This is a genomic window from Hydrogenophaga bisanensis, assembly GCF_042665135.1.
Taxonomy (GTDB): domain Bacteria; phylum Pseudomonadota; class Gammaproteobacteria; order Burkholderiales; family Burkholderiaceae_C; genus Hydrogenophaga; species Hydrogenophaga bisanensis.
In genome coordinates, this window is sequence record NZ_JBHTBX010000009.1 from 26644 (window position 1) to 39440 (window position 12797).

12 protein-coding genes are annotated in these 12797 nt (G+C 67.0%); 9 read left to right on the forward strand and 3 right to left on the reverse strand.

Annotation, left to right across the window (positions count from 1 at the left end; translation table 11 throughout):
* Positions 1-317: 317 nt before the first annotated feature.
* A complete protein-coding gene (locus ACFQNJ_RS13715; protein WP_382258476.1) occupies positions 318-1379 on the reverse strand; it encodes a homocysteine S-methyltransferase family protein in 1062 nt (353 codons plus the stop codon).
* Positions 1380-1460: 81 nt separating this feature from the next.
* Here ACFQNJ_RS13715 and ACFQNJ_RS13720 point away from each other — a divergent pair, with 81 nt between their 5' ends.
* The 4 genes from ACFQNJ_RS13720 to ACFQNJ_RS13735 all read left to right on the forward strand — a co-directional run bounded on the left by ACFQNJ_RS13720 (position 1461) and on the right by ACFQNJ_RS13735 (position 5145).
* Entirely contained in the window at positions 1461-1880 is a 420-nt protein-coding gene (locus tag ACFQNJ_RS13720; protein ID WP_374639330.1) for a rhodanese-like domain-containing protein, read from the forward strand.
* A gap of 9 nt (positions 1881-1889) precedes the next feature.
* Complete coding sequence (gene recQ, locus ACFQNJ_RS13725; protein ID WP_382258479.1) at positions 1890-3782, forward strand: DNA helicase RecQ; 1893 nt, start codon at positions 1890-1892, stop codon at positions 3780-3782.
* 183 nt (positions 3783-3965) lie between these two features.
* Positions 3966-4310, forward strand: coding sequence for a hypothetical protein (locus ACFQNJ_RS13730; RefSeq protein WP_374639328.1), 345 nt, complete (start codon positions 3966-3968; stop codon positions 4308-4310).
* A 109-nt stretch (positions 4311-4419) separates the two neighbouring features.
* On the forward strand, positions 4420-5145 hold the full coding sequence (locus tag ACFQNJ_RS13735; protein ID WP_374639327.1) for a glutamine amidotransferase: 726 nt from the start codon (positions 4420-4422) through the stop codon (positions 5143-5145).
* Positions 5146-5177: 32 nt separating this feature from the next.
* Here the strand turns inward: ACFQNJ_RS13735 and ACFQNJ_RS13740 are convergent, their stop codons facing one another.
* Entirely contained in the window at positions 5178-7592 is a 2415-nt protein-coding gene (locus ACFQNJ_RS13740) for an ATP-binding protein (RefSeq protein WP_382258483.1), read from the reverse strand.
* Between the two features lie 177 nt (positions 7593-7769).
* Here ACFQNJ_RS13740 and ACFQNJ_RS13745 point away from each other — a divergent pair, with 177 nt between their 5' ends.
* From ACFQNJ_RS13745 to ACFQNJ_RS13755, 3 genes are all read left to right on the forward strand, one after another.
* Positions 7770-8195, forward strand: coding sequence for a PaaI family thioesterase (locus ACFQNJ_RS13745; RefSeq protein WP_374639325.1), 426 nt, complete (start codon positions 7770-7772; stop codon positions 8193-8195).
* 84 nt (positions 8196-8279) lie between these two features.
* Positions 8280-8423 carry a hypothetical protein gene (locus ACFQNJ_RS13750; RefSeq protein WP_374639324.1) on the forward strand — a complete coding sequence of 48 codons (144 nt, stop codon included), beginning with the start codon at positions 8280-8282 and terminating at the stop codon, positions 8421-8423.
* Between the two features lie 364 nt (positions 8424-8787).
* Positions 8788-10662 (forward strand): phosphoenolpyruvate carboxykinase (GTP), encoded by a 1875-nt coding sequence (locus ACFQNJ_RS13755; protein ID WP_382258487.1) that lies wholly within the window; start codon positions 8788-8790, stop codon positions 10660-10662.
* Positions 10663-10788: 126 nt separating this feature from the next.
* On the opposite strand, the gene ACFQNJ_RS13760 is transcribed toward ACFQNJ_RS13755, so the two are convergent.
* Positions 10789-11328: a hypothetical protein gene (locus ACFQNJ_RS13760; RefSeq protein ID WP_382258490.1), complete on the reverse strand. Its 540-nt coding sequence runs from the start codon at positions 11326-11328 to the stop codon at positions 10789-10791.
* Positions 11329-11433: 105 nt separating this feature from the next.
* Between ACFQNJ_RS13760 and ACFQNJ_RS13765 the strand changes: the two genes are divergently transcribed.
* Positions 11434-12393 (forward strand): LysR family transcriptional regulator, encoded by a 960-nt coding sequence (locus tag ACFQNJ_RS13765; protein WP_382258493.1) that lies wholly within the window; start codon positions 11434-11436, stop codon positions 12391-12393.
* Positions 12390-12782, forward strand: a complete 393-nt coding sequence (locus ACFQNJ_RS13770) for a universal stress protein (RefSeq protein ID WP_382258496.1) — start codon at positions 12390-12392, stop codon at positions 12780-12782. Before ACFQNJ_RS13765 ends, ACFQNJ_RS13770 begins: the two co-directional genes overlap by 4 nt.
* Positions 12783-12797: the final 15 nt, after the last annotated feature.

The following is a 12797-nucleotide window of genomic DNA, read 5'->3' on the forward strand; positions in this document are numbered from 1 at the left end:
AGACGGTCGTTCTTCATGCAGTCGAGGCCTGTGACACCCAACTAGATATCTACGGCACCAGTGTGCCGGATAACATGATCGCTACCGAAGGTCACGGTCAACACCTTCTCCCCAAAACGTTGATGTGACAAGGACTTGAAGAGACCGCCACACCTTCGGTCGGCAACAAAATCCGTGAAAAGCCGCAACCGGACAGCACCATCGCCCGGCCACGATAGCAATCAATGCAATGTGCCACAGGCACGCCTGCGCCTGGGCCTGGGCAGTCACCCTGTCAATGTCTGCAATTCGCGGGTGCGCACTACCCGCCGAGTGACTCAGGCCGCTGACGCTTCAGCTTCGTCGCGATAGAACGGCTGGCGGCCCAGGCTGCGCGGGGCGCGGGTGGCCACGGCGTCGTGGATGGCGCCGATGTGCTGGGGCGTGGTGCCGCAGCAGCCGCCCACGATGTTGACCAGGCCCTCGTCGGCAAACTCCCTGAGCAGGCGGCTGGTCACGTCGGGCGTTTCGTCAAAACCGGTGTCGCTCATGGGGTTGGGCAGGCCGGCGTTGGGGTAGCAGCTGATGAAGGTGTCGCCCGCCACCTTGGCCAGTTCCTGGATGTAGGGGCGCATCAGCGTGGCGCCCAGCGCGCAGTTCAGGCCCACGGCCAGCGGCTGGATGTGGCGCACGCTGGCCCAGAAGGCGGTCACGGTCTGGCCGCTGAGGATGCGGCCGGACGCGTCGGTCACGGTGCCGCTGATGATCACCGGCAGGCGCTCGCCGCTTTCCTCGAAGAACTCGTCAATGGCGAACAGCGCCGCCTTGGCATTGAGGGTGTCGAAGATGGTTTCCACCAGCAGCAGGTCGGCACCGCCTTCGACGAGGCCCCTGATCTGCTCCAGGTAGGCCGCGCGCAACTGCTCGAAGGTCACGTTGCGTGCGCCGGCGTCGTTCACATCGGGGCTGATGCTGGCGGTCTTGGGCGTGGGACCCAGGGCGCCGGCCACGAAGCGGGGCTTGTCGGGCGTGCTGTACTTGTCGCAGGCCTGGCGGGCGATGCGGGCCGAGGCCACGTTCATCTCGTAGGCCAGGTCGGCCATGTCGTAGTCTTCCTGCGCAATGGTCGTCGCGCCGAAGGTGTTGGTCTCGATGATGTCGGCCCCAGCGGCCAGGTAGCCTTCGTGGATGTCGCGAATCACGTCCGGGCGCGTCAGGCTCAGCAGTTCGTTGTTGCCCTTGACGTCCTTGTGGAAGTCCTTGAAGCGCTCGCCGCGGTACTGCGCCTCGTCCAGCTTGAAGCGCTGGATCATGGTGCCCATGGCACCGTCCAGGATGGCGATGCGGTGCTGGAGGATCTCGGGCAGCGACTGGGCGCGGGTGTAGGCGGGCGTGTTCATCCCGTGATTGTAGGAAAGCGCCCTGCCCCAGGGTGGCAGCCCCCGCGCAAGCCCCGGCCCCGATCACCGACAATAGGGGCCATGAAGCACCTGTCTCCCCAAGAAGCCTGGGCCTGGCTGCAGGCCGAGACCGAACGACGCACCGCCGCCGGGCAGGAACCGCCCCTGTTCGTGGACGTGCGCATGGAGATCGAGTCGCTGTATGTGGGCCGCCCGCCCGGGGTCGAGAACATTCCCTGGTACGAATACCCTGACCTCACGCCCGACCCGGCGCGCTTTGCCGCGGCCGTGGAAAAGGAAGCCGGTGGCAAGGACCGGCCGGTGCTGCTGATCTGCCGCAGCGGCAAGCGCACGCTGGACGCCGGCCAGGCACTCGAGCAGGCAGGGTTCGCCGAGGTGGCCCATGTGCTGCACGGCTTCGAGGGTGACCTGAACGATCAGTTCAAGCGCAGCACGCTCAACGGCTGGCGCCACGACGGGCTGCCCTGGGAACAGATGTGACCGCCGGCCATGATTGACATCTCGGCCGAAGGCGAGGTGCTGGAAGCCTGCGCCGGCGTGCTGCAGGAGGTCTTCGGCTACGACGCCTTCCGCGGGCCGCAGGCGGCCATCGTCATCCACGTCAGCGAAGGCGGCGACGCCCTGGTGCTGATGCCCACGGGTGGCGGCAAGAGCCTGTGCTACCAGATTCCCGCCATCGTGCGCCAGCGCGAAGGCATGGGTGTGACCATCGTGGTCTCGCCCCTGATCGCCCTCATGCACGACCAGGTCGGCGCGCTGCTGGAGGCCGGTGTCGACGCGGCCTTCCTGAACTCCAGCCTGTCGTCCGACGAGGCGCAGGACGTGGAGCGCCGCCTGCGCCAGGGCAGCCTGACCCTGCTGTACGTGGCGCCCGAGCGGCTGAACACGCCGCGCTTCCTGGCCCAGCTGGACGCGCTGCACGAGCGCGGGCAGCTGGCGCTGTTTGCCATCGACGAGGCGCACTGCGTGAGCCAGTGGGGACACGATTTCCGGCCCGAGTACCGCGAGCTGGCGCAGCTGGCCGGGCGCTACCCCGGTGTGCCCCGCATCGCGCTGACCGCCACCGCCGATGGCCTGACGCGGGAGGACATCGTCAACCACCTGCAGCTGCAGGACGCGCAGCGCTTTGTCAGCAGCTTCGACCGACCCAACATCCGCTACACCATCGTCGAGCGCAAGGACGGCACCGAGCAGCTGCTGCGCTTCATCCGCGACGAGCACACGCACGCCCATGGCCACGACGCCGGCATCGTCTACTGCCAGTCACGCAAGCGGGTGGAGGACATTGCCGCTCAGCTGGTGGCCCATGGCCTGAACGCTCTGCCCTACCACGCGGGGTTGGAGTCGGCCGTGCGCCAGCACCATCAGGACCGCTTTCTGCGCGAGGACGGGCTGATCATGGTGGCCACCATTGCCTTCGGCATGGGCATCGACAAGCCCGACGTGCGCTTTGTGGCCCACCTGGACATGCCCAAGAACATCGAGGGCTATTACCAGGAAACCGGCCGCGCCGGCCGCGATGGTGAGGCCGCCAACGCCTGGATGGCCTATGGCCTGCAGGACGTGGTCAACCAGCGCCGGATGATCGACGAAAGCCCGGCCGGCGACGAGTTCAAGCAGGTGCTGCGCGGCAAGCTCGACGCCCTGCTCGGCCTGGCCGAGGCGAGCGACTGCCGGCGGGTGCGGCTGCTCTCCTACTTCGGTGAACACAGCGAGCCCTGCGGCAATTGCGACAACTGCCTGAACCCGCCCGCGCTGCAGGACGCCACCGAATCCGCCCGCAAGCTGCTGTCCTGCATCTACCGCGTGCAGCAGTCCAGCGGCAGCGCCTTCGGGGCCGGGCACATCATGGACATCCTGCGCGGCAAGCGCACCGACAAGGTGGCGCAGTACGGGCATGACCAGCTCAGCACCTTCGGTATCGGCGCGGACCTCAACGAATCGCAGTGGCGGGCGCTGCTGCGCCACCTGATCGCACGCGAGGCCATCCGGGTGGACGACGCGCCCTACAACACGCTGCACCTGGCCGAGGCGGCCCGCCCCATCCTGCGGGGCGAGAGTCAGGTCTGGCTGCGCGAGGCCACCGCCAAGGGCAGCACCACCCGCAGCCGGCGCGCCCCGCGTGAGGCCACCGCGCCCGACGGCGCGCCGCTGACCCTGGCCGGTCGCGAGTGCCTGGACGCGCTCAAGGCCTGGCGCGCCGAGATCGCGCGCGAACACAACCTGCCTGCCTTCGTGATCTTCCATGACGCGACCCTGCGCGGCATCGCCGCCGCGATGCCCGCCAGCCTGGCCGATCTGGAGGGCATCGCCGGCATCGGCCAGAAGAAGCGCGACGCCTACGGCGCCGAGGTGCTGCGCATCGTGAGTGCTTTTTCCTGAGGCACCACCGGTCACCTGCCGACCTTCGTTTGACAAGCCCTATCGCAAGTCAACCGTCCATCGGTTTCCCCCTTTTTTCGCCGCTTTCCTACTTAAGGCATTCGGGCATCCTGACGATGGTCGAAGTCAAGCGGGCATGCATTCCCGCCCTTCGTGCAGACGTCATTAGGGAGTCATTCGGTCATGTTGTTCAAGTTCCCCTGGTTCGGCAAATCCCGCAAAGCCAGTTTCGAGGACACCCAGGTCCTGGAGCTGGACTTTCTGGTGGAAGAGTTCGATGACGCGATCGCGGACATCGACGATCCGGTGCGCGGCCGCATCCAGGCTGCGCTGGCCGGTTGCATGAGCCCCAAGGATCTGTGGTTCCTGCGCGGCAAGGTGTTCAACCTGATCTCGCGCCACCACTGCGAACGCGTGGCCCATGAGCGGGTGGCCCGTCTGGACCAGAAGCTGCGCTTCTTCGTCGACAACCACCCGGACTACGACGCGGAAGAGTTGCCCACCGGCCCGATGGCCCTGCTGCACTGATTGTTTGGTTGGTTCCTCCTCAGGTAGTCTCCTGTTTGGGCCCGTCCTGGCGACGGGCCTTTTTCTTGGGGCCGCCCACCGGGCTGGCGTTCGTTCCTAAAATCGAAGCATGACTGCTGCGCGTCCCCTGCTGATTCTCAAGACGGGTTCCACCCACGACCACATCCGCGCCCGGCTGGGCGATTTCGAAGACTGGATTGGCGCCGGTTTGCGCCAGGGCGGCGCCACCGAGGTGATTACCCACCACGCGCGGGAGGGCCATCTTCCCGCGCCACCGGACACGCTGGCCGGGGTGGTGATCACCGGCTCGCACAGCATGGTCAGCGACCGCGAGGCCTGGAGCGAGGCCCTGGTGCCCTGGCTGCGCCAGGCGGTGGAAGCCGGCACGCCCGTGCTGGGCATCTGCTATGGGCACCAGCTGCTGGCCCATGCCCTGGGTGCCCAGGTCGGTCATCACCCCGATGGGGTCGAAATCGGCACGGTGGACGTCGCCCTGCATGCGAGCGCCCACGACGATCCGCTGCTGGGCCATCTGCCCTCGCGCTTTGCCGCCCAGGCGGTGCACTGGCAATCGGTTCACACCCTGCCGCCAGGGGCCGTGCTGCTGGCCGGCAACGCGCACGAACCGCATCACGCCTACCGCGTCGGTGACCGCGCCTGGGGCGTGCAGTTCCACCCGGAGTTCTCGCACGAGGCCCTGCGCGCCTACCTCGATGGGCTCGGCCCCACCTTGGCCCGCGAGGGCGTTGATGCGGCACACATCAGCGCCAGCCTGCAGCCCACGCCCGAAGCGGCCTCGGTGCTGCCTCGTTTCGCGCAACTGGCGCTGTCCTGAAGTCTCCCGTCCCGCGATCGCGGGACCACACCTCAGTGGGTGAAGCCGATGCCCCGGGCCTCGCGCACCTCGGGCTTGATCCGGTGCTCGGCCTCCAGCTGGGCCAGAAAGTCCGCTGGATCCAGCGTTTCACCCAGGATGTCGACCTGGCGCTTGACCGCGGCAAAGTCACCGGGGCACAGCTGTTCCAGCCGCGCCAGGCGCTGGACCATATCCGTCGTCAGCGCCTCTGAACGGCCACCCAGCGCCTCGACCACGAACATGCGTTCACGCTGCTCCCGCATCAAGGGCCGGAACTGGATCTTGAAGGTGAAGCGCCGCAGCGCCGCCTGGTCGATGCTGTCCATCAGGTTGGTGGTGCAGATGAAGATGCCCGCATAGCGCTCCATGCCCTGCAGCATCTCGTTGACCTCGGTCACCTCGTAGGTACGCTGGGCGTGTCGGCGGTCCTGCAGGAAACTGTCGGCTTCGTCCAGCAGCAGCACCGCCTTCTCGGTCTCGGCCTCCCGGAACATGGCGGCCATGTGCTGCTCGGTCTCGCCGACGAACTTGCTGACCAGATCGCTGGCGCGGCGGATCATCAGCGGGCGGTCCAGCGCGCTGGCGATGTGCTCGGCCAGCGCCGTCTTGCCGGTGCCGGGCGGACCATGGAAGCACAGCGTGCCGTGACCGCGCGCGCGCAGCGCCGCGATGATGCGCGAGACCTCATAGCGCGAACTCACGTTGAGCATGTCCAGGCTGTACTGGGTCGGGGACACCCGCGCCGGCGCATCGGCCGCGCGGCCCAGGGCCTGGTCAGCGTGGCGCAGCTGCCGGTCGATCAGGTCGTCCAGTGGCGCCGCGGTCTTCGGCCCCCGTTTGCCAGTGGCCCGGGCGGGCACACCCGCCAGCTGCGCAAAGCGCACCGCGGTGCGGATCTGCGCGGGTGTCAGCCCCTTGCGCGCCGTCAGGCGGCCGATCAGCGCATCGGTCACCGGCACGCCCTCCAGTGCCTTGCGCACCAGCTGCTCGCGCGCACCGGGTGGCGGGCTCTTGAGTTCCAGGTGGTAGGCGAAGCGGCGCCGGAAAGCGGGGTCGATCTGCTCGATGCGGTTGGTCACCCAGATGGTGGGCACCGCGTTGGACTCCAGGATCTGGTTGACCCAGGCCTTGCCGCTGACGCTGTGGCTGTGCGGCGCCGCCACCTGTTCGGCCCGCGCCATGAGCTGGGCCGCCTCGCTGCTGATGGGCGGAAACACATCCTCCACCTCGTCGAAGAGCAGGGCCGAATGCGCCGTGCCCTTGAGGAACACCTGGGCAATCTGCAGCGACCGGTAGCGGTCGCGACCGGACAGGGCGTTGCCGTCGCGGTCGGCGTATTCCACCTCAAACAGCTCCAGGCCTGCGGCTGCCGCCACCACGCGCGCCAGCTCGGTCTTGCCCGTGCCCGGCGGGCCGTACAGCAGCACGTTCACGCCCGGCTCCTTGCGCGCCACCGCCTCGCGCAGCAGACCGCAAAGCAGGCGCACCTCGTCGCCCACATACTCGAAATCGGCCGCACCCAGGCGCGAACGCGCCGCCGGCCGGGTGAACACCGCCATCAGCTCGCTCTGGCTGCGGTACTCGCGCATGAGCACCGGGGGCAGCCGTTCGCTGACCTTCATCAGGTCGGCCAGATCGGTGATGTTGTGCTCGGAGATCAGGTTCTCCACCATGCCGATGCGCTCCAGCCGGGAGCCAGCCCGCAGCGCCTCGCCCACCTCGCTGGCCTTGACGCCGGCCACCTCGGCAATCGCCGCATAGGCTTCCGGCGCGTTGTTCACCTTGAACTCGACCAGGATGGATCGCAGGTCACGCTGGTAGCGGGCCAGGGTGCCGTACAGCAGCAGGGCACGCTCGGCCCGGTTGAGCTGCAGCAGACCGGCCAGTGCATCGATGTTCTTCTCCACCAGGGTGGACTGTTTCTTGAGGGCATGGCCGAGCCAGTCACCGGTGGCCGCCAGCACCGACAGCAGGTCGCGCGGGGACTCCTTGGCGTACTCGTCCAGATAGAAGAACAGCGTGCCTTCCTCATAGGGGCCGCGCCAGATGCCGTAGCGCTCCATGAAGGCGGCGGTGGACAGGCGCTCATGACCCGCCCACAGCTCATTGTCCTTGCAGCGGCGGCCCAGGAATTCGCGCAGACGCGAAAGCACGGTCAGCGGCCAGACCAGATGCCGTCCGGCCAGGGCCAGCAGGGTGTTGAGGTCTCGCCTCACATTGAAGCGTGGCCCCTGGCGGGACGCCAGCGTGAGGACGAAGTGCGAGCACATCAGGTCCAGCACGGGCGACTGGCGCAGCCCTGGCGGCACGAAGACGCGAAGGTCGGCCGACTGTGGCCCCCGAGCATCCCGCGACTCTGGCGCCAGGCGCGAGGCAACCCCGGCCCTGGCCGGAGCCTCATCGGTCGACAGCAAGCGTTTGCCCATGCGGGACCTCCTGAAGAGACAGAGCGACGACCGGGGTACGGCCACCGCGAAAGCACTTCGTTCGCGGACCATACCCCAGCTTGGTGAATCATGGAAGAGCGTCGACCAGAGGAGCCGAGCGATGTGCGGGGGTTTTCCACGACAGATCGGGCCTTGTGCATCCCGGACAATGCCGCCATGACCGACGCCGCCACCCCCGTAACCCTGGACACCCTGCGTGAGGCCCTGCGCGACTGGTTCGCCCCCTGGGTCCAGGACCTGGGCCTGCAAGTCGAGTCCATGGGGAACGGAGAGGCCACGCTGCGGCTGCCGGTCAACGCATCGCTCTCCCGCGTGGGCGGCATGGTCTGCGGCCAGGCGCTGATGGCCGCGGCCGACACCGCCATGGTGATGGCCATCGTCACCCAGCTGGGCAACCGCCGGCCCATGACCACGGTGCAGCTCAACACCAGCTTTCTCAAGCCGCTGTCCGGGCAGGATGCCCTGGTGACCGCCACGGTGCTGCGGGCGGGCAAGAGCCTGGTCTTTGGCGAGATCGACATCCGCGGTGCCAACGACGGCAAAAGTGTCTGTCGCGCCAGCACCACCTACGCCCTCCTCTGAGGCCGGGATGACCCGACTGGCCGTCCCTGGCGCTTCTGGCCTAAAATCCCGTTGATATTTGTCAAATTCACGGAGAGACATTCCATGGCCCACACGCCCAACGACAGCCACAGCGACCAGCCGCAGGACGTGGTGGAGTCCATCACACCGCTGATGCCCATCGTGCTGCCCATCGCCGGTGGTGTGCTGATCTTCCTGCTGGCCTTCATCGCCGTCTTCATGGCCTGATTCGCGGACAACGTCGCCTCAAAGGGCCGGTTGCGCACGCAACCGGCCCTTTTGTTTTGACGCGCACTGTTTGTCCAGACAGTCACATACCGCATCAGGTTATGCGGGTTTTGCATGTAACTTGCCGGTAACTGACCCGGTGCTTTCTTAAAATTGCGGTATGGCCGACACGAGGATCGACAGCCGGGCAGTACCCGCCCGTCTTTGACCTGTCGCGCTGCATCCGCCAAACGCGTGGCAGCCCCGAGCGCCGACCGCCCCGATTCAGCCAGGGGACCCCAAGAAGCCGCCTTCCCACCGCACCGTGGAGGCGGCTTTCGGTGTCTTCTGTGCCCGCCGTTTTCAAACCTCTGGAGTCTTTCCGATGAACTCTCCCGTGATGCAGGGCCTGAACCTCAACGTCCCCGCCTATGTGAAACACGCCAAGCTGGTGGCCTGGGTGGCCGACATGGTCGCGCTGTGCAAGCCCGACAACGTCTACTGGTGCGATGGCAGCCAGGAAGAGTACGACCGCCTCTGCCAGGAGCTGGTCGACGCCGGCACCTTCCGCAAGCTCAACCCCGCCAAACGCCCGGGCAGCTACCTGGCCTGGACCGATCCGTCCGACGTGGCCCGCGTGGAAGACCGCACCTTCATCTGCTCCGAGAAGAAGGAAGACGCCGGCCCGACCAACAACTGGATGGCCCCGGCCGAGATGCGCGCCACCCTCAACCCGCTGTTCGACGGCTGCATGAAGGGCCGCACCATGTACGTGGTGCCCTTCAGCATGGGCCCGCTGGGCTCGCACATCGCCCACATCGGTATCGAGCTGACCGACAGCGCCTATGTGGCCGTCAACCAGAAGCTCATGACCCGCATGGGCAAGGCCGTGTATGACGTGCTGGGCACCGAAGGCGATTTCGTTCCCTGCATGCACACCGTGGGCGCCCCCCTGGCCGCCGGCGAGAAAGACAAGACCTCCTGGCCCTGCAACCCGACGACCAAGTACATCGTGCATTTCCCCGAGACGCGCGAGATCTGGTCCTACGGCTCGGGTTACGGCGGCAACGCCCTGCTGGGCAAGAAGTGCTTCGCGCTGCGCATCGCCTCCACCATGGGCCGCGATCAGGGCTGGCTGGCCGAGCACATGCTGATCCTGGGCGTGACCAACCCCCAGGGCAAGAAGTACCACGTCGCCGCCGCCTTCCCCAGCGCCTGCGGCAAGACCAACTTCTCCATGCTGGTGCCGCCCAAGGGCTTCGAGGGCTGGAAGGTCACCACCATCGGTGACGACATCGCCTGGATCAAACCCCACGCCGACGGCAAGCTCTACGCCATTAACCCCGAAGCGGGCTACTTTGGTGTGGCCCCGGGCACCAACACGCTGTCCAACCCCAATTGCATGGCCAGCCTGGACAAGAACGTGATCTTCACCAACGTGGCCCTGACCGACGACGGCGACGTGTGGTGGGAAGGCATGGAGCAGGACAGCGGCAGCAAGCCGGCCCACCTGATCGACTGGCAGGGCAAGGACTGGACGCCCGAGATCGCCAAGGAGACCGGTGCCAAGGCCGCCCACCCGAACGCCCGCTTCACCGTGGCCGCCACCAACAACCCGGCGCTGGACGCCCAGTGGGACGACGCCAACGGCGTGGCCATCGACGCGTTCATCTTCGGCGGCCGCCGCAGCACCACCGTGCCGCTGGTGACCCAGGCCCGCGACTGGACCGAAGGCGTCTACATGGCCGCCACCATGGGTTCGGAAACCACCGCTGCCGCCTTTGGCGCTCAGGGCGTCGTGCGCCGCGACCCGTTCGCCATGCTGCCCTTCTGCGGCTACAACATGAGCGACTACTTCCAGCACTGGCTGGACATGGAGCACAAGCTCGAAGAGATGGGCCACACCCTGCCCCCGATCTTCTGCGTCAACTGGTTCCGCAAGAACGCCGAAGGCAAGTTCGTCTGGCCCGGCTTTGGCGAGAACATGCGCGTGCTCAAGTGGATGATCGACCGCATCGAAGGTCAGACCCAGGGCCAGGAAACCCTGTTCGGCGTGGCACCCACCTACGGCGAGATCAACTGGACCGGACTGGAGTTCAGCGCCGAGCAGTTCAACACGGTCACCAGCATCGACAAGGCCGCGTGGCAGGAAGAGCTCAAGCTGCACGGCACGCACTTCGAGCAGCTGGCCTACCACCTGCCGCCGCAGCTGCTGCAGACCAAGGCATCGCTGGAAAAGCGCCTGGCCGAGCTGGCCTGATGAAATGAAGGGGCACGGCACGACCTGCCAGCCCCTGACTGCCCCCGGGTGATCGATCCCGGGTGAAAAAAAAGCCACCGGAACCCGGTGGCTTTTTTGCTGGGCAGGCGCGTGGGCGCCTGGCACTCAGATGTAGTACAGGTGCATGTTGCGGGTGCGGCTGCGAGCCATCTGCTCGATGTAGGCGTCCCAGCCTTTGGCCACCGGCTCGGCGGCCTTCACCTGGAGGCCCATGGGTGCCAGGGCGTCATCGAAGTTGCCCTCGTCGCGCTGACGGGCGCTTGCCAGCTCGGCCATCATGCGCGGATCTGCCTTGGCAATCTCCCAGAGACGAGCCTCGGCGCGCTTGTCGGCCACGGACTTGGACCAGCCGTCCAGCGCCATCACGGCGCGGCTGGCCAGCTGACGTGCGGTCCCGGCGAACAGCGCGGTGCCGGCAAACACCACCGCCCAGAGGATGACCCAGGCCAGCAGCAGGTGGCCATCGGCCCAGGTGCTGATCAGGCGGTCAGCGATCACGACCAGTGCCGCCACGACAGCGGCCAGCAGCATGGTGGCCAGGCTGCGTGCGCCGTCCAGGCTGCGGCGGGGACGGTAGGTGCCGGCCTCGGCAGCGGCGCTGCCCAGACCGAGGGAACGGGGAGAAGGTGTGAAGATGGTGCTCATGGCGGACTCCTTCGGAAAGGAAAAGTCTTGTGGACAGCGGGATATTAGGGTAAGCCCTGATGTCACGCCAATTTATTTTTATGATGGAATTCATTCACGAAAAAGATGAATCTCCGCAACTTCTCCACCCTGGACCTGAACCTGCTTCGCGTGTTCGACGAGGTCATGGCCGAGCGCAACCTCACGCGGGCGGCCAACAACCTGGCCATGACGCAGCCGGCCGTCAGCAATGCGTTGCGTCGCCTGCGCGAGGCGCTGGGCGACGACCTGGTGCGCCGCAGCGGCTATGGGGTGGAGCCCACCCCGCTGGCCCTGGCCATCTGGCCCAAGGTGCGCGATGCCCTGCAGCAACTGCGCGAGACCCTGGCGCCCGGTGGTTTCGACCCGGCACAGGCCCACAACGCCTTCATCGTCGCCATGGCCGACGCCACCGCTGCCAAGATCGTGCCGGGGCTGGTCCACATCTTCGAGCACGAGGCGCCGGGCGTGAACCTGCGCGTGCTGCCCCTGACCACACGGGACCCGCGCGACCTGCTGGAATCGGGGAGCGCCGATCTGGCCATCGGCCATTTTCCGGGGGTGGTGGCCGAACTGACGGCTGTGCACCTGCAGGAGACCAGCCCGCGCTTCCACTTCCAGCGCCTGTACGACGGCGAGTACGTGGTGGTGATGCGGCGCGGCCACCCGCTGGTCGGCAAGCCGCTGGACCTCGACAGCTACTGTGCCGCGCGGCACATGCTGGTGAGCTTTTCGGGGCGACCCTTCGGCTTTGTCGACGAGGCGCTGGCGGCCCTCTCCCGCCAGCGGCGGGTGGTGCTGACCGTCAACCAGTTCTTCACGGCCGGGCGGGTGGTGTCGACCACCGACCTGCTGACCGTGCTGCCCCGGCACTTCGTGGGCGCCACCGGCATGGAGCACGAACTGGCCATCTCGGAGTTTCCGATGCCTGTACCGGCGGTGCATGTCGACGCGCTGTGGCACCGGCAGGCCATGCACAACCCCGCCCACCGCTGGCTGAGGGAAGCCGTCGTCCGGGCATCGGCTCAGGGGTTCGACTCGCCATGACCATGACCCTGCTTCTGGCCATCGACGGCAGCCACTACAGCCACCGGATGGTCACCTACATCGCGTCCAACGAGCTGCTGTTCCGCCCCGAGCACGACTACGTGCTGTTGCACGCCCGGCCGGACACCGGGTTCGGTTCACCGGTGGCGCCCGAAGACGATGTGCTGGACGCGCCAGCAGCCTTTCTGCTCAACCAGGGTTTCGCTTGCCGCACGCTGATGCGGCGCGGCCCCCCCGCCGTCACGCTGATCGACGCCGCGGTGGACCTGCAGGCCAACCTGATCGTCATGGGCTGCCGGGGCCACTCACCCCTGACTTCCATGGTGCTCGGGTCGGTGACCCGGGAAGTGCTGGCACGTTCCCATGTGCCGGTGCTGGTGATCCGCTGACCCAGGCATCGACAA

Excerpts from the sequence above, each read along its gene's own strand:
- ACFQNJ_RS13715 (WP_382258476.1), bottom strand. The coding sequence starts at position 1,379 with ATGAACACGCCCGCCTACACCCGCGCCCAGTCGCTGCCCGAGATCCTC.
- ACFQNJ_RS13720 (WP_374639330.1), top strand. The coding sequence starts at position 1,461 with ATGAAGCACCTGTCTCCCCAAGAAGCCTGGGCCTGGCTGCAGGCCGAG.
- recQ (WP_382258479.1), top strand. The coding sequence starts at position 1,890 with ATGATTGACATCTCGGCCGAAGGCGAGGTGCTGGAAGCCTGCGCCGGC.
- ACFQNJ_RS13730 (WP_374639328.1), top strand. The coding sequence starts at position 3,966 with ATGTTGTTCAAGTTCCCCTGGTTCGGCAAATCCCGCAAAGCCAGTTTC.
- ACFQNJ_RS13735 (WP_374639327.1), top strand. The coding sequence starts at position 4,420 with ATGACTGCTGCGCGTCCCCTGCTGATTCTCAAGACGGGTTCCACCCAC.
- ACFQNJ_RS13740 (WP_382258483.1), bottom strand. The coding sequence starts at position 7,592 with ATGGGCAAACGCTTGCTGTCGACCGATGAGGCTCCGGCCAGGGCCGGG.
- ACFQNJ_RS13745 (WP_374639325.1), top strand. The coding sequence starts at position 7,770 with ATGACCGACGCCGCCACCCCCGTAACCCTGGACACCCTGCGTGAGGCC.
- ACFQNJ_RS13750 (WP_374639324.1), top strand. The coding sequence starts at position 8,280 with ATGGCCCACACGCCCAACGACAGCCACAGCGACCAGCCGCAGGACGTG.
- ACFQNJ_RS13755 (WP_382258487.1), top strand. The coding sequence starts at position 8,788 with ATGAACTCTCCCGTGATGCAGGGCCTGAACCTCAACGTCCCCGCCTAT.
- ACFQNJ_RS13760 (WP_382258490.1), bottom strand. The coding sequence starts at position 11,328 with ATGAGCACCATCTTCACACCTTCTCCCCGTTCCCTCGGTCTGGGCAGC.
- ACFQNJ_RS13765 (WP_382258493.1), top strand. The coding sequence starts at position 11,434 with ATGAATCTCCGCAACTTCTCCACCCTGGACCTGAACCTGCTTCGCGTG.
- ACFQNJ_RS13770 (WP_382258496.1), top strand. The coding sequence starts at position 12,390 with ATGACCATGACCCTGCTTCTGGCCATCGACGGCAGCCACTACAGCCAC.